We start from the raw sequence: 23,902 nt of genomic DNA on the forward strand, positions 1-23,902 counted from the left end.
CATGGCGATTCTCCCTTCGATGGTGTGATCGAGCATCGAGGACAGCCCTCGAACATCGCTCGAGCGAACGGATCGAGTTGTTCTCGAGCGGCGGGGTGCACGCTGTCGTTGTGATCGTCCGGCCGGCGCCGTCCGGACCGATCACCCGTTCCCCGAGCAAGGAGACACGCGTGATGAAGTCAGCACACGGCCAGGAGGGCGCCGGCGCGGACTGGGTGCTCTGCCCGGCATGCCTGATCCCGCTGTACGGCAAACGGTTCGCCCGCGACCTCGGCGTCTGCGGCGAATGCGGCAGGCACACTCCGATCACCGCCGAGCAGCGCATCGGGCAGCTCGCCGACGAGGGACGCTTCGAGCCGCTGCCGGTCGCCGCCACCGACGACGACCCGCTGACCTTCACCGATACCAAGTCCTATTCGGATCGCCTGGCAGCCGCCCGGGCCCGCACCGGCATGCACGACGCGGTGCTGTGCGCGCTGGCCGCGATCGAGGGCAGGCCGGTGGTGATCGCCGCCATGGACTTCCGCTTCCTGGGCGGCAGCCTCGGCACCGCGGTCGGCGAAATGATTACCGCCGCCGCCGAAACAGCGCTGGCGCAACGTATTCCGCTTATCATCGTCACCGCGTCGGGCGGTGCCCGGATGCAGGAGGGCCCGCTGTCGCTGATGCAGATGGCCAAGACCAGCGCGGCGCTGGAGCAGCTGGACCGGGCAGGCATCCTCACCGTCAGCCTGATCACCGATCCCACCTACGGCGGCGTGGCGGCCTCTTTCGCCACTCTCGCCGACGTGCTGATCGCGGAGCCGGGCGCGCGACTCGGGTTCGCCGGTCGCCGGGTGATCGAGCAGACCATCCGGCAGGAATTGCCGCCGAAGTTCCAGACAGCCGAATTCCTGCTGGAACGCGGGCTCATCGACATGATCGTGCCGCGCGCCGGCCTGCGTCAGGCGCTCGGCGCGCTGCTGCGGGCCGCGTGCCCGGTCGATCCGGCCGAGACCTTCGTCCCCGCGGACGCGGGAGCGATCACCGATCCGGCCCGCATTCCCCCCACCGATCCTTGGACGCAGGTGCGCCGCGCACGGGCCCCGCAGCGACCGACCGCGCTCGACTACTTCGCACTCGCTTTCGACGAGTTCCGGGAATTGCGCGGCGACCGGATCTCGGGCGACTGCGCCGCGGTGGTGGGCGGAACGGCGCGGCTGGGCGAACGACCGGTGATGGTGATCGGCCACCAGAAGGGGCACGACCCAAAAGAGCTGATGGCACGCAACTTCGGCATGCCGACCCCGGCCGGCTATCGCAAGGCGGCACGGCTCATGCGGCTGGCCGAGAAGCTCGGGTTGCCCGTCATCACCTTGATCGACACCCCCGGGGCGTATCCGGGCGCGACCGCCGAGGAGCAGGGGCAGGCGATCGTCATCGCGGAGAACATCCGTTTGATGTCCGCGCTGCGCGTGCCGGTGATCAGTGTGGTGATCGGCGAGGGCGGCAGCGGCGGGGCTTTGGCGCTCGGTGTGGCCAACCGGGTGCTGATGTTCGCGAACGGGACGTACTCGGTGATCAGCCCGGAGGGCTGCGCGGCGATCGTATGGAACGACCCTGCCGCCGCGCCCCGGGCCGCGGCCGCGCTCGCGCTCACCGCACGTGACCTCCTTCGTCTCGGTGTGGTCGACGCCGTACTCCCCGAGCCGGGCGAGGACGTGGGCACGGCTCCCGTGGCCGCGGCCGAACAGTTGCACCGCGCTTTGGTCGCGACCCTCGGCGAGCTGGTCGGGCGCAGCGGTGCGGAACTCGCCGACGAGCGCCGCGCCCGCTTCCGGCGGTTCGGTGCGCGGCAGCAGGTTCTGGTCCGGTCGGTCGCGTAGGAGTGCCGCCATGTTCGAGAAGATCCTGATCGCCAACCGCGGTGAGATCGCGTTGCGCGTCGCCCGCACCTGCCGTGAGCTCGGCGTGCGCACCGTCGCGGTGCATTCGGTCGCCGACGCGGGGTCGGCGGTGGTGCGTTTCGCCGACGAAGCGGTGCAGATCGGCCCCTCCGCCGCCAAACGCAGCTACCTGAACGCCGCGGCGATCCTGGCCGCAGCCGAACTCACCGGCGCCGACGCCATCCATCCCGGGTACGGATTCCTCTCGGAATCACCGGATTTCGCCGACGCCTGCCGGGCTGCGGGCATCACGCTGATCGGCCCGCCCGCCGACGTCATGGCCCAACTCGGGGACAAGCAGTCGGCGCGCACGCTGATGGCAAAGGCGGGACTGCCGCTGCTGCCGGGCAGCCTCGATCCGCTCGAACTCGACGAGGCACACGCACTCGCGGATTCGATCGGCTTCCCCGTGATCATCAAGGCGGCCGCGGGTGGTGGGGGGCGGGGCATGCAGGTGGTGCACGAGAGCGCGGCGTTCCCGCGTGCCTATCAGGAGACCAGGGCGACAGCGCGGATGTTGTTCGGCGACAGCCGGGTATATCTGGAGAAGTATCTCGCCGCGGCCAGGCATGTCGAGATCCAGGTGCTGTGCGACGGCGAGGGCAACGGCGTGCACCTGGGTGAACGCGACTGCTCGGTACAGCGCAGGCATCAGAAATTGATCGAGGAATCACCTGCTCCGCTGCTGCCGGAAGGGCTCGCCGAGCGAATGGGCAGATCCGCCGTGGACGGAGTGCTCGAAGCGGGCTATATCGGTGCGGGAACCGTGGAATTTCTGGTCGATCGGGATGGTAATTTTTATTTTATGGAGGTGAACTGCCGAATTCAGGTGGAACACCCGGTCACCGAAATGGTGACAGGCATAGATTTGATCGCAGAACAGATTCGTGTGGCGGCTGGGCAATCGCTCGGCATCGTCCAGGACGATATTGTCCTGCGTGGCGTCGCGATCGAATGCCGGATCAATGCCGAAGATCCTGCCGATGAATTCGCACCCGCGCCGGGAATCCTGGCGGAATTCACTCCGCCCGGTGGTCCGTTCGTCCGAGTCGACACGCACGCGCATGCCGGCTATCCGATACCGCCGCACTACGATTCGCTGCTGGCCAAGCTGGTCGTATGGGCGCCGGACCGCGACCGCGCGCTCGCCCGGATGCGGCGGGCGCTGGAGGAATTCCACATCTCCGGCGCCCACGTGGCGACCACCCGGGACTTCCTGCGCGAGGTGCTCGACCACCCGGCCATGCGCACAGCGACGCATACCACAGCACTGGTGGACGAGCTCCTCGGGCGGGGGTGAGTGCCGAGCGTTCGCCCCGAATCAGGCGGTCTCGGCGGAGGCGGTGCGGAACTCGGGGGAGTACCACCCGATCAGATAGCCGGCGTGGCGGCTGTTGAGCATCGCGCTCACCGAGCCGTCGGAGGCGGCCAGGATGTCCCGGTGCAGCTTCTGTAGCTTCTGGCAGGGGTCGAGCCCCAACTCATGCTGCATGGACCGGCTGAACTGCTGATAGGAAGCCAGCGCGCGGGCGCGCTGTCCCGAGCGGCACAGGGCGAACATGTAATACGCTTGCAGCCGCTCGTGCAGCGGATGCTGCATGGTCAGCCGCGCCAGGTCGGCACACGCCTCGCGGTGCCTACCCAGCCGCAACTCCGCCTCCACGCGCAGCTCGATGTCGGTAAGCCGCAGTTGGTCCAGGTGCGAGATCTCGGCCGCGAGCGGGATACCGCCCTCCACGTCGACCAGGGCTGGACCGCTCCACAATGCCTCCGCCGCGCTGAACAGGTCCACCGCGCGCTCGTCGTCCCCAGCCTTCGCCGCGCACCTGGCGGCGGCGGACATGGACTGGTAGTCGCGCAGATCGAACACGCAGTCCTCGACGTCGAAGGAATAGCCCTTGTTGCGGGTGCGGAGGAAGCGCTCGGCTACCTCGGCCTGCCCGACGCCGAGCTGAACGGCCATCTTCTTGCGAATTCCGAGCACGTATGTCTGCACGACTGTCACCGCGCTGCGCGGTGGATCGTCGTTCCATAGTTCTTCGATCAGCGTCGTCACTGGCACAACGGTGTCGTGCCTGATCAAAAGTAGTGCCAGCAACTGCCGCTGCTTCTGTGCAGTCGGCGTCGCGTTGTGATTGTTGAGAGCGAGCGTCAATGGACCTAGAACACGAGCGCACACTGGATATTTCACTGGGAACTCTCCTACGGGCGACTTTTCCCCCGGCCTACGTGAGATTATCGAGTCCCACCGCATTGTAGGTACCGTCAACAGTAGCGATGAATTCGTCTCGACTCCATTAATCCTGAGTAATATCGGAGTTAACTCCACGCGGTACTCACTCGAATTTACCTGTGTTGCAAGGAGATTCGCTCGCGATTAGCGAGGCCATGGAGGTGTCGAATTCATAGGATGTCGAAGAGCGCGTTGGTCTATCTTCGCCCACCACCGCAGGTGGGTGGGGTCAGGCCGATTCACCGTGACGGAGGCGGTGCGCTCGTACTTCACCGACGCCGCCTCCAACCCCGGCATCCACACAGTGCTACTCGGGAGACGACCGCCTGCGTATCGAACAGTACGCAGGCGTCGCGGGTGAGATTCGATTCGGTTTCCAACGCGGCTGCGTCGCTGTCGACGGTGTACCGATCGCGGCGGCCGGCCTCACCGAGCAACCAGGTGCTGCCGACTCAGTTCGTGTGCGGGGGATTCTTGTGCGGGTGCCTGATGGAGTCGCCACCCTTTGTCTCGTGCAACCGGCCGAACCGGCTGGCGAGCAGATGCGCCATGCTCTCGGCCGCGCCCCGGCACGCGTCATCGATCGTCGCGGCGTTGTGGGTCACCGCGACCGGCTGCTGACCGGTCGGACGCGCCTGCAGCACGCATCGCTTGTCATCCGGTCCGCCTTTGCCCGCGTTCTGGTCACTCAGGTGGGCTTCCACGCTGGTGATCTGGTCACTGAAACGCTCGAGCGTCGACGCAATCTCCTCCTCGACGTGCCGGATCAGCTTTTCGCCGCTGTCGATGTTGCTGTCGGTGTTGACCTGAATCTGCATGTGCGTATCCATTCCGCTGGGTGGTAACTGTTCCTCGGACGGAAGCGGATGATGTTCGTCGTCGACTCCGCCGCCGCAGCTTGCATCGTCTATACCCGTTATTCACCGTAATCCCCGAGGATCATCGAACTGAGCGGTCCGGGTCGCCCAACTTTCGGCGAAAGCGATGCCCCGGAGTTTCAAGGCACCCATGAGGGCCTGGGCGCCGCCCGGGTCCGCAGGCGGCGCCTCCCTGGACACCCGGCCGGGGACCTCCTGCCGGTCAAGACTCGTCGCTTCCAGCGGCCGGTGAGCGCGACGAGCCGCGGCGGCGACTGTGAATACCGCGATCATCATGAGAAATGATTCCTGGCTCAGGAGGATCATGAGGTTGGCAATTGCGAAGAGCGCCGCTCTGATGAGGAAGATGGCGCTCTGGCCTCCGCGTCGTTCGGCATGCTTCAGCCGCGGAGATAGGAGTTGCCAGTAGAACCCGCCGCCTCGTGTGCGCAGCCGGACAAGACAGTTGTCTCGGTCGAGATCGTAGAGCGCGAGGTCGATGACAGCTTGCCGTTCGTCGCCGACGGCACTCATGGATGGTCGTCACCACCGTTGCAGTGAACGTCGAAATTGGCCGATACCAACATCTTCCGCGTGATGGTGGTGTCGAATTGACCTTGATCGACGGTATTTGTGGATGACCGATGTAGCCAGTCAGGAGTACCCGCGTGCCACGTGAAATAGATTCTGCTGTCTTCCCGCACCTGGAGGCGGACCTCGACCGCGTCCGTGACGTTCTCGGACCCGTGCGGTTCGAGGGCAGGCCGGAGTTGACCGCACTCACCGACGAAGGGCCTGAAACTTCCCGCCGCATGGTCCGCCCCACCTTGACGTTGCTGTCGTATTATCTGCTCACCGATCCCGCGAGCCCGGCCGACGACCGGGCGGTGCGCGCCGCCGCCGCCGTGGAGTTGCTGCATCTGGGCTCGCTGTATCACGATGACGTGATCGATCACGCCTACCAGCGCCGCGGTCGTGCCAGCGCCAACGCGGTGTGGGGACCGCACATGGCCGTACTGGCTGGAGACTCCGTGACGACCGAGGGCGGGCGCGTACTGATCGAACTCGGCCGGCGCGAAGGGCTCGCGGGATCGACCGCGAGTGCGCAGATGTGCGCGGGCATGGTGCTCGAGGCCGCCGACCAGTACGTGAGCTCCCGCAGCGAGCAGTCCTACCTGGAGTCGATAGACGGCAAAACGGCGGCGCTGCTGTCGCTGGCCTGCCGGGTGGGCGCGATGCAAGCCGGCCGCCCCGAGGATCAAGAAGAGGCGTTGGCGGTGTTCGGTCGCCAGTTCGGGATGGCCTACCAGTTGTATGACGACATTTCCGATTTGACCTCGACCGCCGAGGAAATGGGCAAACCTGTCAACGCGGATCTGCCCGAGGGCATCTACACACTTCCCGTGATCCGCGCCGCTGCCCGTGACCGGGGCCTTGCCCGCCTGCTGCGCGGCAGAATGACCGGTGAGCAAGCCGCACGCGCCCGCGAACTCGTCGTCGCCTCGGGCGCCGTGGACGAGGCCCTGGCGCGAGCCGAGGAATTCATGGACCAGGCTGCCGGTCAGCTCGCCGCCCTGCCCGTCGACCCCCGCGCCCGCCACGCGATGACCGCCTACGCCCGGTCCATACTCGATCGGCGAACTCCTGGTCCCACGGTCTCCCGGCCCTCGACGCAGCCACCCCAGACCCACAGTGAGGTGGTCTCTGCGCAGGCCGCGTCATGGTTGCGGAGCTGGCTGGTGGACACCGGCTTGGCCCTCACGCCGACCGAGGCCGATTATCACCGGTGGACGGGAGGGCTCCGGATCCCCGCACACACCTGGGTCCCGGCAGCGGACGCGGCCCGTGAACAGACCTTCGCCGGCATGTTCACGCTGGCCCTTGTGTGGGACGACCTGTTCGAGGATCCGCAGCTGACCGATCCCGAAGCCGTCACCGCGCTGCGGCGTGGCCTGGTGGCCATGCTGCGCCAGGACCCGCAGGCGCCGTCGCGGCCTGGGGCGATCCCGACGGCGTGGGCGAGTTTGTGGCCGCGCCTGCGCGAGGGCCGCGGCACCCGCTGGCAGCAGCGGTTCCTCGACAACCTCGAGGAGTGGTTCGAAGCCTCCGAACGCGAAGCGCACCATCGCATCAACGGACACATCCCCGCCACGGCCGACTACCTGCCGCTGCGGAAGTCGACCAGCGGGTTCGAAACCGCCATCGCCTGCCTGGAGGTCTACCAGGACCGTGAGGTGCCGTCGATGCTGCGCAACCACCCGGTGATCCGCCGTCTCGAAGAACTGCTGTTCTTTGTGGTCTTCGTGGAGAACGACCTGGCGGGGCTGGATCGGGACGAGGCCGACCAAGTCCCCTACAATTTGGTCCGCGCGGTCCGTCACGAGACCGGCTGCACCCGTGACGAAGCCGTCGAGCAGGTGCAGCGCCGGCTGGCCGAGCAACGCACCCAACTCGAGACGGTGATCCGCTACATCCCCGCGCTGCTCCGCGTGCTTCCCGGCCTGTCCGGTCAGGGGAAGGACTACGCCGAGATGTACACGAACATCACGAGCGGGGGGCTCTGGGTGAATCAAACCGATCGGTACACGCAAACCTTCGATTCCGCGGCGCCGGACCTGGAGCGCTTACGCCGTGAGATCTACCATCCGGCCGCCGAACCAGCTCAGACCGCGTCGTAAGCCTCGCAGCCGGTCCGGGATGCCAGGTTCGACGCCTCGACCGGCAGCTGGCGCCGATATCGATCAGTTGCTCGACGACTAGATATGCCAACGAGCCTTCGACCAGGCCGCATAAGTAAGCGTCGACGCCTGGAACTGGATGGAGCGACTACGGCTAAAACAACCGCATCAAACCGCGGGCAGGGCAGCCGCCGCAGAGGAGCCGGCCCGGTCGGCCGCGAGTGCCCCGGCCAGCGCCCAGGTGCGGTGCTGATCGTTCGGACCGGCCAGATCCGTGGTGGTCAGCACGACCTCGGTGGCGCCCGCGTCGTAGTAGCGCTGGATTCCGGCGGCGATGGTCTCCTCGTCGCCGATGAGCGCCAGTTCCGCCGCCCGCGTGGCACCTTCGAGTTCGATGACCCGGCGATAGGACGGCACCTGCTCGTAGAACGCCAGCTGTTGCAGCGCCGTCGCGCGGGTGCCCTCGATATCGGAGGTGACGACTGCGGGGACGAAGGCGACAATGCGGGGTGCGGTTTGCGATGTCTGCGTGATCACCGGCACGATGTGCTCGCTCAGGGTCTTCGGGCCCGCCAGATACGGCAGGGTGCCGTCGGCGAGTTCGCCGGTGACGCGTAGTGCCTGCGGGCCCATCGCGGCCACCAACACCGGGACCCGTGGTTCTGCTCCGGGAACCGCGGTCGGCAGCGGGGGTGTGACCGTCAACAGTTCGCCGTGGAAGTCGGCGGTGCCCGTGTCGAGCAATTCCCGCAGCGCGGTGAGGAACTCGCGTAAGCGGGCAATGGGCCGATCGAAGGCTGTGCCGAACGCACCGGCGGCCAGCGTCGAACCGACGGCCAGACCCAGATGGTAGCGCCCGTGCGTCGCGGCTTGGGCGGTCTGCGCCTGCGAGGACACCAGCAGCGGATGGCGCCCGACCACGGGGATGGCCGAGGTGCCGACCTGTATGCCCGGCACCTCCCGGCCCACGATGGCGGCGAGGGCGGGGGAGTCGTAGTCCATCCGCTGTCCGAACCACACCGACCCGATACCCAGCTCGGCGACCGAGCGGGCCTGCGCCACGATCTGGTCGACGTAGTTGCCCGAATTCGAGGCAGCGAGCGCAATTCCGATAGTCATGCCAGGGGCAACTGGTGCGCGTGCGCGCCTGTTCCCGAACGAAGAGATGAACTCAGCTTGATCACAAGGGGTTTCGCAATGTTCGGGTGTCACTCGCCGGTTCGATCGGCGGCGAAGCGGGCGGCGATCTCGGCGGCGGTCACCTTGGCCAGCTCGACGAGGAACGGGAGGCGTTCGGGGATCATGAGGGTGGCGGGGCCGCGCAGGCCGAGGGCGAAGCGGGCGTCGCCGGTGGGGGTGAGGATGGGCAGACCGATGGTGCGGAAGCCGGGGTCGAGTTCTTCGTCGTTGTAGGCGTAGCCGCGGGATCGGGTGCGGGTGAGTTCTTCTCGCAGTTCGGCGGGGGTGGAGACCGAGCGGGCGGTGCCTTCGTCGTAGGGCAGGGTGGCCAGGAAGTCGTCGGGGGTGTCGGACCAGGCGAGCAAGGCTTTGCCCAGGGCGCTGGCGTGTAGGGGAAGTCGAACGCCCATGAGGCGGTGGCCGTCGCTGTCGCGCCAGCGGCTGGTGCCGAGCAGTACGGCGTGGATGCTGTGGCGGATGGCGACCGAGGCGCTGGCGCCGGTGGTGGTGGCGAGCTGTTCGAGGCTGGGTTCGGCGAGGTAGATGCGGTGCTGGCGGTAGGCGATCTGGCCGTATTCGGCCAGGGCGCCGCCCATGCGGTAGCGGCTCGAGGTTTCGTCCTTGTCGAGGAATCCGGCCTGCACGAGGGCGCTCAGTAGCCGGTGGGTGGTACTGACCGCCAGGCCCTGCCTGCGGGCGATCTCGGACACGCCGCGTTCCTCGCCGCCGCGGAAGCAGTCCAGCACAGACAGGGCACGGGCGACGGTCTGCACTCCGGAAGCTTCCACACCGGGGACGCTAACACGGCGCGACGGTGCCACGCAGCGGCAGCTCTTTCCGGCATCTGGAAAGCGTGGCGTGATCCAGGTTCTGCTCACGATGAGCAAAAAGAGGCTAAACAGCTGGACTTTCGCCCGGGCGGCCGAAAATGGGTACCCAATAACGCTTCCATGTGTACGTGTCAATCCTTCCGATCCTCGGAAAGGATTACCTCCCAACGCCGCGGCTGGCACCCCTACTGTCGCTGCTCATGGATCGGCTTCGATCCCTGATTCGGAAGAGGTGCTTCACGATGTTCCGCACGCGCAGGCCAAGCCGTCGGCGTCTCGCGCTCGCGCTCGCCCCCGTCGTTGCTCTGGTGGCGGCGTGTGGCTCGGGAACCGCCACCGAGGCGGGCCCGCAGGCGGAGCTGGTGCTGAAGGTGGCCGACCCTGGCAACTCCGGTCCGCTGGCAGTGGCCAAGCGTGACGGCACTTTCGACAAGGCGCTCGCGCCGCTGGGCGCGAAGGTCGAATGGGTCACCACCACACCGGGATTCAGCTCCATGCTGAAGCTGTTCAACACCAAGGAACTCGACGTCTCCGGCGCCGCGTTCAGTCCGGTGGTCGGTGCGCTGTCCAAGGATGTGGCCGTGCGCATCGTCGCGGTGCAGGACCCGGCGGGCAAGGATCAGAGCGGCATCATCGCAGGCAAGGATTCCGGCATTCACTCCGTCGCGGATCTGGTCGGCAAGCGGATCGCGGTCAATCCGGCGGGTAAAGGCGAATACATCGTGCTCAAGGCGCTGGCGCAGGCCGGTATCCCGGCCGACAAGGTGACGCGAGTGCCGTTGCAGCAGAAGGATGCGGCCTCGGCGTTCGCGACCGGCAAGGTCGATGCGTGGGCGTCGTTCCTGGTGCCGTATCAGGAGGCCAAGGCCAACGGCGGCGTGGAGATCGCGACCGAACAAAGCATCGGCTCGAAGGACAACTCGGTGGTGGTCTTCCGCACCGAGATCCTCGACAAGCGGCCCGAGGTCGCGGCCAAGTACCTCGAAGTGCTGCAGAGCCTGGCCGCTCAGCAGCACGACAATCCCGCCGGGTTCGAGAACGTGTTCGAGCAGACCGGTCCGCGCGCGCTCAGTGGTGCCCGCCTGTCCGACGCTTTGCGGGTCGGAGCGGAGACGACCGTGCCGCGGCTGCCGATCGATTCCGATGCCGCCGATCTGGCCGATGTGGTGAATCTGTTCGCCGACAACGGTGTGATCACACGCAAGATCACTGCCTCCGACATCTTCTACGACCTGAAGGCAAAGCTCACTCCTGAGCAATTAGCCGCGCTGAAGGCGGGCCGCTGACATGGCTGTGCTCACGGTCCCCGCCGCCGAGGAAGATCTCGGCACGCTCGCTCCGCCGCGGACCCGAATCGAGAAGTCCAGGCCCGCATGGCTGTCGGTACCGCTGCGTTTCCTCCTGCCCGCGTTGATCGTCGCCGCCTGGTGGATCGGCTCGGCCACCGGTGCGCTCTCGCCGCAGGTGCTGGCCGGACCGCCCAAGGTCTGGTCGGCGTTCACCGAACTGCTGGGCAGTGGTCAGCTGGTCGCCTTCGCGGTGGCCTCCTTCAGCCGCGCCGCGTTCGGTGTCGGACTGGGCGTCGGTGTCGGGTTACTGCTCGGCCTGATCGCCGGATTGTCCAGCCTCGGCGAGGAATTGGTGGACTCCACAATGCAGATCGTGCGCGCGGTGCCGTTCCTGGCGCTGGTGCCCTTGTTCATCGCCTGGTTCGGCATCGACGAGCTGTACAAGGTGGCACTCATCGCGGTGGCCACCGTCGCGCCCATGTACGCGTACACCTACCTGGGCGTGCGCAATGTGGACCGCAAAGTGGTCGAGGCTGCGCGTGGATTCGGTTTGAGCGGAACGCGGCTGGTGCTCGAAGTGATCCTGCCCTCGGCGCTGCCGGGCATCCTGATGGCGCTGCGGGTGTGCTTGTCCATCAGCATCACCGGTCTCATCGCCGCCGAACAGGTCGGTACCAGCGAGGGTGTGGGCTATCTGGTCACGTTGGCGCAGGAGTACAACCGCACCGACTACATGGTGCTGTGCGTGGTGCTGTATGCGGCGCTGGGCTTGATCTTCGACGCCGTGGTGCGGCTGGCCGAACGATATGCGATGCCCTGGCGGCGGCAGGTGGCAATCCGATGACCGCCGTCGAAGAGTTGTCGCGTGCCGCCGCGCCGGTCGCCGTGCGGATCACCGCGCTGCGCAAGGCCTTCGGTGACAAGATCGTCCTCGACGGGGTGGATCTGACCATTCGCCGCGGCCAGTTCGTGGTCCTGCTCGGTCCGAGCGGCACCGGCAAGACCACCCTGCTGCGCCTGCTCACCGGCCTGGAAACCCCTGACGCAGGGCAGGTGCTGGTGCCAGCGGTGCGCACCACCGTCTATCAGGAGCCGCGGCTGATCCCGTCCAAGCGGGTGCTGGCCAATGTGACGGTCGGGCAAGGCCGTTCGAAGCAGACCCGGGAGGCGGGCCTGCGGGCGCTGGCCGAGGTGCGTCTGGACGGTAAGGCCCGGCAGTGGCCTGCGACCCTGTCCGGTGGTGAAGCCCAGCGTGCGGCGCTGGCGCGGGCGCTGGTGCGCGAACCCGAACTGCTGTTGCTGGACGAGCCGTTCGCCGCGCTGGACGCGCTGACCCGGTTGCAGATGCAGGACTTGGTGGGGGAGTTGGTGACCCGCCATCACCCCGCGGTCCTCATGGTGACCCATGACGTGGACGAGGCGGTGCGCCTGGCCGACCGCGTGCTCATTCTCGATCGCGGTCGCTTCGCGGTGGACACCGAGATCGACCTGGCTTATCCGCGCGACGGCAACGACCCCGCCGCGCTGCGCTATCGCGCGGCCTTCCTCGCCGAACTAGGCGTCGGCGCCGCGCCCTCGAAGAACTCAGGAGCATAGATGACCACCACAGCACAGCCTGATCCCGCCGGCACCTTCTGGTACACCCGCTGCCCGGTGCCGACCGCCAGCGGGCTGGCCCACAGTCTGGGCTGGCTGGGCGAGACCGCGCGTACCCACGGCCTGGACTTCGGTGTCCTGCAGGATGCAGGCCCGGAGCTGGCCGCCCGCCACTTCGACCACACTCTCGAGGGTTTGGTGCGTGAAGGCGGCAACGTGCCCGCGCTGGCCGCGCGCGCTCAGGGCTCACCGACCCGGCTGATCGGGCTGACCTGGATCGACGAAGCGCAGGCCATTCTGGTCGGCCCGCAGTCGCCGGTGAGTTCACCGGCCGAACTTGCGGGGCTACGGATCGGCGTCCCGGCCTGGGCGCAGGATCAGGCGCGCAGCTTCCCGCGAGCAATGGCCCTGCACGGGTTCACCAGCGCCTTGCGCCTGGGTGGTCTCACCCTCGCCGATGTGCGGGTCGTGGAACTGGGTGTGGAGCGGAATCCGCAGGTGCGCACGGAGGTGCAGCAGCGTGCCCGGTCCATCACCTGGGGCGCCGACGAGTTGCTGCGCGGTGAGGTGGACGCCATCTACGTCAAGGGTGCCCGCGCTCAGGAAGTCGCCGCGCAGCACGGGCTGCGGGTGGCGGTGGACTTGGACGCCACCGACACCAAGCGTCTGCGCGTCAACAACGGCACCCCGCGCCCGATTACGGTGCATCAGGATCTGCTCGACACCAACCCGGAAGCCGTGATCGGGTTCCTGGCTCAGAGCCTGCGGGCCGCGGACTGGGCGGCCGACAATCTCGACGGTGTGCGTGAGGTGCTGCAACGCGAAACGCTATCCGGACCAGAGGGAGTCGTGGCCGCCTACGGCACCGAGTTCCATCGTGGTCTGCATCCGTCGCTGGATCCCGAACGCCTGGAGCTGCTCGGGGTGCAGAAGCAGTTCCTCTACACCCACGGTTTCCTGGCCGCCGATTTCGACCTCGACTCCTGGGTAGCCCACGAGCCACTGGCGCGGGCGCGGGAGCTGGTCGCCACCGGGCAGGTCGCGGCATGACCGAATATCTGTGGCGGCTGCCGAGCCATGGTGACGGGCGCCGGGCGCGCCCGCAGTTGCGTCACCGCGGTGGATTCGGTGACTCCGCCCCGACGCCGGCCGCTGGGCGCTTCGGTGCGCGCCCGGATGACCGGGAGCCGACCGATGTACGCCCTGGGCACTACGGGCCTTTCGATGATCTGCATCAGGTGATCGACGCCGCCGAGCTGGCGGGCCTCGATGGTGTGTTCGTGCCGTACGACCCGCTGGGCGAGGAATCGTGGATCGTGGCCGGCGGTGCGTTGCGCGCCACCCGCCACGCGCGCGTAATCGTCGAATTCCAGTCTGCTTTCGGCACTCCGGTGTACGGGGCGAAGGTCTCGGCCACCCTGCAACGGCTGTCCGCGGGACGGCTGGGCTGGCGGCTGGCCGTGGACACCAGCGCCGAGGATGCGCGTGCCCGCGGTGACCGCGTCAGCGGGGACGCCCGGTACGCGCGGGCAGCAGAGTTCCTGACCGTGGCGCGCGGAGTGTGGAATGCCGACCCGGTGCCCGGCGCCGGGTTCCAAGGCACCGGGTTCGATTTCGCGGGCGAATACTACGACGTGATCGACGGCGGCTTCCGTGGCATCCTGTCCGGGTTGCCGTTCCCGACGGTGTACCTGTCGGGCACTTCGGAACCGGCACTGAATCTTTCGGCCCGCCACGGCGATGTGCACCTGTTCACCGAATCCACCGACGGTCCGGCCGCGGCGCTGGCGCGGCTGCGAGAGCGCACCGCCGAGACCGGGCGCCGTGTGCGCGCCGGGCTGGAGCTGCCGGTGATCGCCCGGGAAACCGAGGACGAGGCGTGGGCGCGCGCGGAACGCCAATGGCGCGAAGTACATCCCGACGGTCCCGGCGCGCGATCGCTGAGTCTCGACGGTGCGCGCTGGGCCGGGTTCGCCGAGCTCGGCTATCCGCAGGCGGTCGGCCTGGTCGGCAGCTACGAGCGTGTCGCCCATCAGTTGCAGGTCTACGAGGCCGCCGGTTTCGACAGCATTGTGTTGACCGGGCACCCGCACATCGAGGAAGTGCACCGCGCCGGTGAGCATTTGCTGTTCCTGGCCGATCCGACCGGCCGCATCCTGCAGGAGACCACGGCATGAGCATCGACATCTATTGGCGCATCGGCATGGAAGGCGACCACGCCTCCCTGCGCACCCCGCGCCGCTACAACCGCGGCCATGCCAACGGATACGGCCCTGGCAATATCGCCCCCGCCGTGCGCGGGGGAGCACTCGATGGCTACAGCTACATCGACCACGTCGCCGCCGTCGCGAAAGCCAGTGAATCGGCCGGGTTCCTCGGCGGCCTGTTGCCCTCGTTCCCAGTGACCGAGGACCCGTGGGCCTTTGCCGCTGCGCTGGCCCGCGAGACCACCACCTATCGGTTCATGGTCGCCTTCCAGCCCGGGTTCCTGCATCCGGTTCAGGCAGCGCGCATGTCGGCCAGCCTGCAACGCGCCACCGGCGGACGGCTGGTCTACAACGTCATCAGCGGAGGCGGTGGTCCGGCCCAATTATGGTGGGGCGACAAAGTCTCCCACGACGACCGCTACGCGCGGACCAGCGAATTCCTCGACGTACTGCGCGGAGTGTGGGATGGACAGCCCTTCACCCACGAAGGCCGGTTCTTCCGCACCGACGCCGCCGCCCTGCCGCCGGGCCTGGCCGGGCAACCGTTCCCGGAGGTCTACTTCTCCGGGTCCTCCGGTGCGGCAGTGCAGGCCGCCGGCCGTCACGCCGACTACTACCTGTCCTGGCTCGAGCCCTACGCCGATCTGCGCGCCAAGTTCGACGGGGTGCGCGCACACGCCGAAACGATCGGACGGACCCCGAAATTCGCGGTCCGCATCGACATCGTGGCCCGTCACACCGAGGAAGCGGCCTGGGCCGAGATCCGCAAAGGCTGGGCCTTCGTCGATCGCGACGCTGCCAACCGCGCCGCTCGAGGTGATTCGGTCGGTGCGGCCCGCATCAAAGGCTGGGTGCCCGAGACCATCACCGGATACCGCGATCTGGAAGTGCAGCCCAACGTCTGGTGCGGGTTCAGCCTGATTCGCGGCGGGCCCGCCTTCGGTCTGGTCGGCAGCTACGAACAAGTCGCCCAACGCCTCGACGAATTGATCGATCTCGGTGTCGACGCCTTCATTCTGGCCGGTAACCCGCATCTGGAAGAGGCCTACCGGGTCGGTGAGGAAGTTCTGCCGCTGTTGGGACGCACCCGTCCGACCACCCCGACCACTCCCGTGCTCACCCACGCCTGACCAGGAGAAGCCATGACAACCACCGAGATCCGGCTCGACGAGAATGTGCAGGCCTTCGTCGTGGCCGCGACCCGCGACGCGGAGAAGGCGTTCCGAGTGCTGCGTGAGACCGGCACCGTCACCGGCAACGGCACGATCAATTTCGTCGAACGCGTACCGGGTACCGAGATCGCCGTCGCCCTCAACGAACCGGGCCCGTGGGCCGACGACCGCACCGTCGTGCCGGTAGTGGCCGGCTTCAACGGAGACGTGCTCTCGGGCGCCGGATCCGCCGGGTTCGTCACCGGCTACGCCAAGGTGTTCCGCGCGCACCCGGAGATCACCTCCGTGGTGCACGTGCACAGCCCGTGGCTGGGCGGTTGGGCCCAGACCCACCGCGTATTCCCCATCCGCTACGCCGCGGTGCAGCGATTGACCCTGTCGCGCCGGATTCCGCCGCATATCGACCGCAGCGTCGGCGCCGGGGATTTCATCCTCGACCAGCTCACGCGGGACCCCGACCTGATCGCCATTTTCGAAGCCAACGGTGGCGCCAACGTCATCGGCCGCGCCGGACTGCTGGAGCTGGCCAAGCTGGTGGTGCTGCTCGAGGAAGGCGCCCAGTATCAGGCCATCGCCGAAACACTCGGCGGGTCAGTCGATTTCGACAAATCCAACCTGGCCGTCCAGTGGGGCCGCACCGGCCTCGCCGACGAAGCCCGCCGCCGCGGCCTGATCTGACCATCACTTCCGAGCATCCCCAGGAGCCTCTCCATGACCGTTCGCGTCGGCTACTTCCCGCACAACAACTCCCTGTTCGTCCTGCGCCACCGCGGCATCCTCGAGCGCACCCTGTCCGATGTGGAATGGGTGGACCTGCGCGCCCTGCCACAGCCGCAGCGCGTGGATGTGAAAACCCAACTGCCATCACTGCATTCGGACTTCTTGTTCACCGATCCCGGCTACGACTTCATCGGCACCGGCTTCACCCCGCCGGTCACCGCCCTGGCCCGTGGCCGCGACATCGTCTACGTCGGCATCTCCGGTCCGCGCATCGAGAACGGGCGCCTGGTCACCAAGGCCGACAGCGGCATCGAATCGGTCGCCGATTTGAAGGGCAAGCGCGTCGGCATCGCCCACGGCTCCTGGCAGACCACCCTGCTGCTGTTCGCGTTGGAGAAGGCCGGATTGGGCTGGGCCGACATCGAACCGGTCGACACCGACGTGCACGACGGTGGCGCCGCACTGATAGCCGGCGACCTCGATGCCTGGGTCGGCGCTTACCCCGGGTTGACCGCCGTGGAGGCCGCGACCGAACTGCGGACGCTGATCGACACCGAGTCGCTGTTCAGCCATCCTTCGCTGTGGTTCACCCGCCGCGACTTCGCCGAGAACAATCGCGAAGCCCTCGGGGCGATCATTGCCGCGCTGCAGGAATCCGATGCGTGGATCGCGCAGAACCCGCGCGCGGCCGCCCAGTACTTCGTCGACGACATCGTTGCCCGGGGTGGCAACGCCGACTTGGATGCATGGGAGGCGGCGCTGCGCGGTCGTCCGTTCGGCATCGGCCCGGTCACCGAGGAATTCCTCGACGAGCAGCAGCACGCCGCGGACTTGCTCGCTGCGAACGGGCTACTGCCCCAGACGATTCGCGTGCGCGATGCGGTCGACGCCTCGATCGGCGATTTCGTCCTCGCGAGCCGCGAACCGGTGACCGCCAACTGACAAACGCCGTCCGGCCGCTCGAGTGAGCGGTCGGACGGCCATGGATGTCGGTGGCTCATGGCAGTGTCACCGCTGTGACTGCTTCAGCTGATGACGACGCCTGGGTTCACGATCATGGACTGTGTTGCCGACCTTGATCGCGATCAACGAACTGGGGGCGGCGTGAACACCATGACCGGTGGCCTTGGGTGGATGTACGGCAGGGATCTGCCGCTGCTCAGCCTCACCTTCGCGCGTCAGATCAACGCCCAGGAGCTATTGGAGCGGATGGGCGTCGACCAGAACACCGTGGCGGTGCGCGAGCCGGATGACTTCCACTACGAGCTGGGCGGCCTTCTCTACGCATCCGACGGATATGTGGTCAGCGCAGGGCATTACCGAAGCTGGGCCTGGGCGTGGGAGCACGGTAGTTGGAAATGCATCGAAGACCGAGGACTGGTGCTGCGCGCCTCGATCGGAACCGCGGCATTGGGGCTGTACGCCGGCGGGAAACCGGGAGTGGTGTTCCAGTACGCCGAGGACGGCCGCCTCATCACCGGACTCGACACCACGGACATCTTCAAACGGACAGGCAGTGACCCGCACCGCTTCGACACCGAGATGCAGGCGCTCGGCGCCCGACCCGAAGAAGACGAATACGGCCCCTTGGGGTCTCGCGGAATGTTCTACAGGCTTGCAGAGAACCTGGGCGTCGGGGTGCCTCTGGATGACCTCAACGAACGTCCCGTCCTCAGCGGCCGGCTCCTGCCCCCGGCCTCGCGGTAGCTGCCGAGTCACTCAACGCGCGCGCTGAGCTTCGGCTTCCGGTGTAGCCACGGCGCCTCGCCGCGATCAACCTTCGGTCCTCGTCATCGAGGTGCCAGCCAGGCGACCAGCGCGGAGCGGGTGCCCTGCCGCGCAGGGACGGTGAGCGAGCCGCCGGTGGAGTCGGTGATCGCGAGGGTGCCGGGCCAGTCGCCCAGGTCCAGGCCGGTCAGGGCGCCCGCTGACGACCTAACCGCACCAGGGGTCCCGGCCAGTCCGGGACCCCTGGCTCACGGCTACTGGAACCAACTGAGGTTGTTCACCTGGTTGCCTCGCAGATCCCCGCTGAAGTGGTACCAGATGGTGCCGGAGGAGCAGTCGTATATCTGGTGGGTGCTGTTCCCCAGCAAGCAATAGATGGTGCTTCCGTCATCGAACTGCTCGCTGGTGGTGCCGGCGGCTACGGAGACCACCCCCAGGCGGGTCCCGCTGGGGCCGGCTGCTCGCACAACCTCGACGGGGACGTCCAAATCGTTGTGCAGCTTGTACCAGCCGACCGAGGTACGTTCGGCCGACTTCGATGCTTCCGACAGAGCCTCCTGCTTCACCTCGAGCTGTTGTTCCGCTTTGGTCATTGCCTCCTCCTTCGAAGGAAGTGGTGGCGCGAACCCGCCCAGGCACACTCGAGCCCACGCCGAGCTGCCGGTATCACTCCAGGATCTGGCTCCACGCGTCCTCGAGGTGGCGCGCCAGGTCGCTGAAGAATCCGATCACCTGACCTGCCTGCTGGGGCGTGTTCGATGTCAGCGATTCGAGGAAGCCGAATTCTTTGCCCAGCACCTGGGTAAGAAGGTCGCTGACCGCGTTGAACGCGGAGAGGATCGTCCGCTGCCAGTCGGGGTGCTGCTGGCCGAGGCTTTTGAGCTTTGCCACGGTCGAATCCTGCAGCTGATGGAACTGGGTTTCGGCGCTGTCCATCAGTTGACTGATCAGGTCGTCGAACTCATCGGCGGAGATGTCACCGGCGAGGACACGCTGAGCATCCGAGGCCGCGGTGGCGCCGGTGTATCTGAGCTGGTCCAGCATCCCGGTCTCGGCGGGTTGAAGGGCGTCTTCGACCTCCTGCGGAACATCCGCCGCCGCGACCTCGGGGATGTGAATGGAGGACTCCGCCGAAACGGTGCCGTCGCCGGCGCTGCGGCGCTGGGCGATGGTGTCGAGCAAGGTGGTGAAGTTCTGTGAATCGGTCCTGGTCATTGCCCCTCCAACAAGATCGTGCACTGGCCTTGCCATCGACGACACGAACCCGGCCAGAGCACGCGAACTCCTCGAGCCGTGTCGGGCTGAGCCGGTCGAACGGTCACCGCCTGCGGCAGTCCCGCACCGTGGCTCCCCATATCTCCTCCATACGCAAACACAGGCTATGAGCGCCTGCCCGGGACATGGATCACCTCGAACGGATGAAAACCCGAGGAATGTCGAGAACCGAACGATTCCTCGACACTGAGAGACGCACTCCCTTCCTGCTGGGCCGTGTCGGGTCGGGTGGTCAACGGCGTGCCCGGAAAGCCCGGAAGGTGCCGAATGACGAAGCCGGTGGCGGCGGTGAGGATGGTGGCGCTGGCGTTGCCGACGACCACGAGCACGAGCACCGCGGCCACGATCAGGGCGAAGGCCGCCAGTTCGATCGTGCCCCGCCGCCGCGCCGGTCCAGGGTTGGCGGGATGTGGGGCTTTGGGGTGGTTGGTGAGACGCGAGACCACGGAGCGGACGGCGGCGGAGGCGGCGCGCTGATCGGCCACACCGACCGCACCCCCGATCCGGCCCAGCATGCTGCTGCCGGGCAACCCAGAGCATCCTCCAGAATCCGCGGCCGCAGACCAGACAATGCCGTAAACGATCGATTCTCGATGGTGCTCGCGCTTCGCGATCTGTCTCTGGTCATGGACGGTGAAGACGAGACAGCAACGGTAGGTAGTCGATTCGTCCGCTGCCTGCCGTCAAGGCGTTGAACACTACTATTTTCCCGGCGTGAAGAACACCGTACCGCAGCGAAAATACTGCACTCTCTGATGTAGACATCCTGTGAAGCCAAGTATACAGTTGCTGTCGTTGGAGATGAAGAGTCTGGTTGGCCAGGCAGGTGAACTGCCCGGAAAGCAAGAACTACCGTCCCCTCCGGCGGAGAAGAGAACCCGGTGCAGTCGGCCGGGCCGCCGGAGGGGATGACGAAATACCGCAGGTCTCGTTCGTCGATCCGGGAGGTGGTCGCTGAAGCAGGTACTTACACCTTGCGCGCCCGGGAAGTGCCGGGCGCAGTGTTCGACGTCGGCTCTGCGGGTCGGCGATTGGAATTGATATTCAAACCCCCTCGATCCCGGGCCCCGGCGCACAGTGCGCCGGGGCCCGTCGGCGTTGAAACCAGTGGTGTAGTGCGGCAACCGAACACAGACCCCACAGACTCGATAGACCCCGTCGACGCTCCCAGTGCCGGGACGCGTCCTCGACGCCGATACCACTGGCATGCCCGAGTGGGCGCCGCACCGCGGCCCGTGCCTGCCCCAACGAGACGGCCTCGAGATCCAACTCCACAACAACGCCGTCCACGCGGTCATCGGTACGCGCCGGAACCAGTGTCGAAACGCCCACCCTGCACCCCGTGGGACGCATGAGACGAGTTCAAGTGCGGCCGGCTACTTGCCTCTGATGGAGCTGAACTGCCACCTGGCTTTGGTGGGGTGGTCGGTGCGCTGGAGGTGGGGGTTCGTGGCGGCGCGGGTATTCGCGGACGAGGAGTCGGCGGGACTGCGGGAGTTCCCGGAGATCAGCCGCGTGGAGTTGTACCGGTTCTTCGAGCTGACCGGATCGGACTCGGCGTTCCGGGAGTACTCGTCGACGAACATGTCGAACGCGATCCGCGTCCGAATCCGGGAGCGATCGGCATCGTAGGAGGTGGCTGCGAGCCACTGGCTTGGCAGCAGGGGCGTCGGACTTGCCAAGGCGAACTTCCGGCATGTGTTGTGCGTCACATCAGGAACTGGTTCGACAACTTCTCCGACCTTTTGACGGCTGCGAATCCACGCTGCCACAAGGAAATCGGGAGTGAGACGACAGTGATGTTTCGCAACGGTGCTGCGGTGGCCGCCATGGCCATCTCGGCTTTGTGTATCTCGGCGGGAACTGCCACGGCGGATCCCACGCAGGAGACTCCGGAGGTGCACTTCCAGGCCAACGTGGTCGACCGATCGGTTGTGCTCACCATGGATGCCGGGGCGTTGACCGTCGACGATGGTCATCTGCAGTTCATCGATCGCAGCGGCACGTCCGTCGCGACTCTTCCGTTGACCTACGTCCACGGCGACAGCGCGATGCCGATCGCAGCGCAGCTCGACGGCGATACCGTCACACTGACCCCGAGCACCGATCCCGCCGACGCGCGCCCGATCAGCGCGGCGACGGCGCAGGAGATCGATGCACTGTCTCATCCGAATTACAACGCGGCCCTCGGCAACTTCAGCATGTCGATGATGGCAGCGGCGACTGTCGGCAGCCTGCTGGGTAGTGCGATCGGCGGCGGCATCGGATGCGTCGCCGGTGGCATCGTCGGCGGAGCGACCGGGGGTGTCGTCTCGATCGGTCTGCTCGCGGTTCCGGCAGCGATCGGCGGTTGCCTCATCACCGGCGCGGCATTGGCAGGCATGGGCGCGGTGGCGGGCACCGTCATCGTGGGCGTCCCGGCGTTGATCGCAGCCGGCATCCAATTCTGGAACGACACTCACTGAGCATTCGATAGGTCCGAAGTCGTGGTCGGGTGCCGGACCCTCCACGACGCCCGAGCGTGGCGCACTGCGCCTTCGTCGCCACGACGGCGCTCACCGGAGATGCGAGGCTCTGGCTCAGCCGTGGCATATCGTCGTCGGCGAGCATCTGTTGCGTTCGTTTTCTCACCGTGAAGGAGAGGTCTCGACGATGAACAGTTCCAGGTTGGTGCGTGCTGCGGCGGCAGGCGCTGCCGCGGCCTTCGTGGCGACTGTGCCGGCCGCTCCAGCGTTCGCGCACATCACTGTCTCTGGGCCTGATGCGTCTCGCGGCGGATCGGGGGTCCTGGTTTTCCGGGTGCCGAACGAGTCGGGCACCGGTAGCCCCACGGTCGAAGTTGCGGTGCAGATTCCCGGGGTGACGGCGGCGGATACCGAAGCTGTGCCGGGATGGAAAGCTGTAGTGCGAAAAGATGCTGGACGCAACGTCACCAACGTCACCTGGACGGCTGATGCCGGGGGTGGCATCGGGCCGAGTCGGTTCGGGCAGTTCTCCGTGCTCGCGAACGGGTTGCCGGATGCCGAGACGGTGACGATCCCCGCCGTGCGAACCTATGCGGACGGTCAGGTCGTGCGCTGGGACCAGAAGACGGACGGCGACGGGTCCGAGCCGGAGCGTCCGGCTCCTGCGCTGACGTTGGCTGCCAAGCAGTCCGATGGCGTCGACAACCATGGTGACATCCAGTCGGCGGCGTCCAGTCCGAGCTCGTCGAGCGATACGACCGCTCGCCGGCTCGGCGGGATCGGCATCGTGCTGGGCGTATTGGGCCTGCTCGCGCCCCTCGGCATAGGAGTGGCTCGTCGCAGGTCCTAGATCATGCTCGGCCGCTGCAAGATTGGTCTCCCCGGTGCTGCGGCGAGGCCGTGATGGAAGCCCCCCGGGACAGTTCAGGCATGTGAATGTCATGATGGACGGCGCTATGAACACTGTGCGCGCGCCCCGGAACGCGCGGGCGGCACGTGCGGTCGTGTTCGCGGGGATCGCGGTGTTGTTATCGGCTGTAGGGCATGTGGCTTCGGCGGGGCACAGTGTGTCGGCGTCGGCTTTGACCGTGGCGTTCGCCGCGACGGGTTCGATGGCGTGGGCGCTGGCCGATCGTCAGCGTGGCTTGCTCGCTATCGGCGGTGGACTGGCGGTGATGCAGGCGGTCTTGCACGTGTGGTTCGGCATGGCGTCGATGTCGACCGTGCACGGCGCTGCGACTGAAACCGTTGGCTCGCAGGGCGATCCTGTCACGATGTTCGTCGCGCACGCCACGGCCGCGCTGGTGTGCGCTGTGTGGTTGTGGCGCGGGGAAGTCGCCTTCTTCGCGATCCTGGCGGCGCTGTACACACGGATTCTGGCGCCTCTGCTTCTGGTTCTGGTGCATCCGTCGGTCGACAGCGAGCCCCGAACCGTGCCGGAAGTCGACCATCACATCGAGGCTTTTCACGAGGGTGTACTGCGTCATGTGATGGCGCGGCGTGGCCCACCGGTGGCCGCGATTCGGTTCTGAGAGTTCGCCATCGGGGGCACCCCGCGTCTTGTGCTGCCGCAGAGGCAGACGCTGTCCGACTGATCGTCGATCGGCGCGATTCTGCGGTGCCGGTATTCCGGGGCGAACGCAGTCGTTCGTGTCATCGAAGCACGTGCGCAAGCCGTCAGGGCCTGCCGCGACGCCGGTGAGCACGCCCGGCTTCCCGTCCAGCGGCAGTCGGTCCTCTGTGCCGGT

The 23,902-nt window shown here is 67.0% G+C and carries 24 protein-coding genes; 16 read left to right on the forward strand and 8 right to left on the reverse strand.

Translation table 11 applies throughout. The features are described 5' to 3' along the window. The first annotated feature begins 173 nt into the window (after positions 1-173). Complete coding sequence (gene accA, locus ABZ420_RS09115) at positions 174-1,865, forward strand: acetyl-CoA carboxylase carboxyl transferase subunit alpha (RefSeq protein WP_357119248.1); 1,692 nt, start codon at positions 174-176, stop codon at positions 1,863-1,865. Between the two features lie 10 nt (positions 1,866-1,875). Then, entirely contained in the window at positions 1,876-3,225 is a 1,350-nt protein-coding gene (locus ABZ420_RS09120; protein WP_357119251.1) for an acetyl-CoA carboxylase biotin carboxylase subunit, read from the forward strand. 21 nt (positions 3,226-3,246) lie between these two features. Here ABZ420_RS09120 and ABZ420_RS09125 read toward each other — a convergent pair whose 3' ends face one another. The 3 genes from ABZ420_RS09125 to ABZ420_RS09135 all read right to left on the reverse strand — a co-directional run bounded on the left by ABZ420_RS09125 (position 3,247) and on the right by ABZ420_RS09135 (position 5,549). Continuing rightward, positions 3,247-4,179: an AfsR/SARP family transcriptional regulator gene (locus tag ABZ420_RS09125; RefSeq protein WP_357119254.1), complete on the reverse strand. Its 933-nt coding sequence runs from the start codon at positions 4,177-4,179 to the stop codon at positions 3,247-3,249. Between the two features lie 431 nt (positions 4,180-4,610). Further along, positions 4,611-4,976: an HPF/RaiA family ribosome-associated protein gene (locus ABZ420_RS09130; protein WP_357119257.1), complete on the reverse strand. Its 366-nt coding sequence runs from the start codon at positions 4,974-4,976 to the stop codon at positions 4,611-4,613. 102 nt (positions 4,977-5,078) lie between these two features. Further along, a complete protein-coding gene (locus tag ABZ420_RS09135) occupies positions 5,079-5,549 on the reverse strand; it encodes a hypothetical protein (RefSeq protein WP_357119259.1) in 471 nt (156 codons plus the stop codon). A 134-nt stretch (positions 5,550-5,683) separates the two neighbouring features. On the opposite strand from ABZ420_RS09135, the gene ABZ420_RS09140 reads away from it, so the two are divergent. After that, the gene (locus ABZ420_RS09140) at positions 5,684-7,693 is read left to right on the forward strand and encodes a polyprenyl synthetase family protein (protein WP_357119262.1); all 2,010 of its coding nucleotides are present in this window, start codon (positions 5,684-5,686) and stop codon (positions 7,691-7,693) included. Between the two features lie 168 nt (positions 7,694-7,861). Here ABZ420_RS09140 and ABZ420_RS09145 read toward each other — a convergent pair whose 3' ends face one another. Both ABZ420_RS09145 and ABZ420_RS09150 read right to left on the reverse strand, forming a co-directional pair. Next, complete coding sequence (locus ABZ420_RS09145; protein WP_357119265.1) at positions 7,862-8,812, reverse strand: TIGR03564 family F420-dependent LLM class oxidoreductase; 951 nt, start codon at positions 8,810-8,812, stop codon at positions 7,862-7,864. 89 nt (positions 8,813-8,901) lie between these two features. Next, positions 8,902-9,660, reverse strand: coding sequence for an IclR family transcriptional regulator (locus ABZ420_RS09150; protein WP_357119268.1), 759 nt, complete (start codon positions 9,658-9,660; stop codon positions 8,902-8,904). Positions 9,661-9,944: 284 nt separating this feature from the next. On the opposite strand from ABZ420_RS09150, the gene ABZ420_RS09155 reads away from it, so the two are divergent. The 9 genes from ABZ420_RS09155 to ABZ420_RS09195 all read left to right on the forward strand — a co-directional run bounded on the left by ABZ420_RS09155 (position 9,945) and on the right by ABZ420_RS09195 (position 18,393). Next, a complete protein-coding gene (locus ABZ420_RS09155; RefSeq protein WP_357119271.1) occupies positions 9,945-10,988 on the forward strand; it encodes an NrtA/SsuA/CpmA family ABC transporter substrate-binding protein in 1,044 nt (347 codons plus the stop codon). 1 nt (position 10,989) lies between these two features. Then, the gene (locus tag ABZ420_RS09160) at positions 10,990-11,835 is read left to right on the forward strand and encodes an ABC transporter permease subunit (protein ID WP_357119274.1); all 846 of its coding nucleotides are present in this window, start codon (positions 10,990-10,992) and stop codon (positions 11,833-11,835) included. Further along, positions 11,832-12,587 (forward strand): ATP-binding cassette domain-containing protein, encoded by a 756-nt coding sequence (locus tag ABZ420_RS09165; RefSeq protein WP_357119277.1) that lies wholly within the window; start codon positions 11,832-11,834, stop codon positions 12,585-12,587. Before ABZ420_RS09160 ends, ABZ420_RS09165 begins: the two co-directional genes overlap by 4 nt. Then, positions 12,588-13,637, forward strand: coding sequence for an ABC transporter substrate-binding protein (locus ABZ420_RS09170; protein ID WP_357119279.1), 1,050 nt, complete (start codon positions 12,588-12,590; stop codon positions 13,635-13,637). Then, on the forward strand, positions 13,634-14,764 hold the full coding sequence (locus tag ABZ420_RS09175) for an LLM class flavin-dependent oxidoreductase (protein WP_357119282.1): 1,131 nt from the start codon (positions 13,634-13,636) through the stop codon (positions 14,762-14,764). The genes ABZ420_RS09170 and ABZ420_RS09175 overlap by 4 nt, the downstream gene beginning before the upstream one ends. Beyond that, positions 14,761-15,924 (forward strand): LLM class flavin-dependent oxidoreductase, encoded by a 1,164-nt coding sequence (locus tag ABZ420_RS09180; protein ID WP_357119285.1) that lies wholly within the window; start codon positions 14,761-14,763, stop codon positions 15,922-15,924. The genes ABZ420_RS09175 and ABZ420_RS09180 overlap by 4 nt, the downstream gene beginning before the upstream one ends. 12 nt (positions 15,925-15,936) lie before the next feature. Continuing rightward, positions 15,937-16,644, forward strand: coding sequence for a class II aldolase/adducin family protein (locus ABZ420_RS09185; protein WP_357119287.1), 708 nt, complete (start codon positions 15,937-15,939; stop codon positions 16,642-16,644). 33 nt (positions 16,645-16,677) lie between these two features. Then, complete coding sequence (locus ABZ420_RS09190) at positions 16,678-17,628, forward strand: ABC transporter substrate-binding protein (RefSeq protein ID WP_357119288.1); 951 nt, start codon at positions 16,678-16,680, stop codon at positions 17,626-17,628. A 90-nt stretch (positions 17,629-17,718) separates the two neighbouring features. After that, complete coding sequence (locus ABZ420_RS09195) at positions 17,719-18,393, forward strand: DUF6461 domain-containing protein (protein WP_357119290.1); 675 nt, start codon at positions 17,719-17,721, stop codon at positions 18,391-18,393. 275 nt (positions 18,394-18,668) lie between these two features. On the opposite strand, the gene ABZ420_RS09200 is transcribed toward ABZ420_RS09195, so the two are convergent. The 3 genes from ABZ420_RS09200 to ABZ420_RS09210 form a co-directional block, all read right to left on the reverse strand. Further along, positions 18,669-19,007 carry a hypothetical protein gene (locus ABZ420_RS09200; RefSeq protein WP_357119292.1) on the reverse strand — a complete coding sequence of 113 codons (339 nt, stop codon included), beginning with the start codon at positions 19,005-19,007 and terminating at the stop codon, positions 18,669-18,671. A 73-nt stretch (positions 19,008-19,080) separates the two neighbouring features. Continuing rightward, positions 19,081-19,596, reverse strand: coding sequence for a hypothetical protein (locus ABZ420_RS09205; protein WP_357119295.1), 516 nt, complete (start codon positions 19,594-19,596; stop codon positions 19,081-19,083). Positions 19,597-19,793: 197 nt separating this feature from the next. After that, a complete protein-coding gene (locus ABZ420_RS09210) occupies positions 19,794-20,219 on the reverse strand; it encodes a hypothetical protein (RefSeq protein ID WP_357119298.1) in 426 nt (141 codons plus the stop codon). Between the two features lie 919 nt (positions 20,220-21,138). On the opposite strand from ABZ420_RS09210, the gene ABZ420_RS09215 reads away from it, so the two are divergent. The 4 genes from ABZ420_RS09215 to ABZ420_RS09230 all read left to right on the forward strand — a co-directional run bounded on the left by ABZ420_RS09215 (position 21,139) and on the right by ABZ420_RS09230 (position 23,686). Then, positions 21,139-21,321 (forward strand): hypothetical protein, encoded by a 183-nt coding sequence (locus ABZ420_RS09215; protein ID WP_357119301.1) that lies wholly within the window; start codon positions 21,139-21,141, stop codon positions 21,319-21,321. Between the two features lie 197 nt (positions 21,322-21,518). After that, positions 21,519-22,154, forward strand: a complete 636-nt coding sequence (locus ABZ420_RS09220) for a hypothetical protein (protein WP_357119303.1) — start codon at positions 21,519-21,521, stop codon at positions 22,152-22,154. Positions 22,155-22,341: 187 nt separating this feature from the next. Then, the gene (locus ABZ420_RS09225; RefSeq protein ID WP_357119306.1) at positions 22,342-23,004 is read left to right on the forward strand and encodes a YcnI family protein; all 663 of its coding nucleotides are present in this window, start codon (positions 22,342-22,344) and stop codon (positions 23,002-23,004) included. Positions 23,005-23,242: 238 nt separating this feature from the next. Next, on the forward strand, positions 23,243-23,686 hold the full coding sequence (locus ABZ420_RS09230; RefSeq protein WP_357119309.1) for a hypothetical protein: 444 nt from the start codon (positions 23,243-23,245) through the stop codon (positions 23,684-23,686). Positions 23,687-23,902: the final 216 nt, after the last annotated feature.

The sequence above is a fragment of the Nocardia sp. NPDC005745 genome (assembly GCF_040630775.1).
Lineage (GTDB): Bacteria > Actinomycetota > Actinomycetes > Mycobacteriales > Mycobacteriaceae > Nocardia.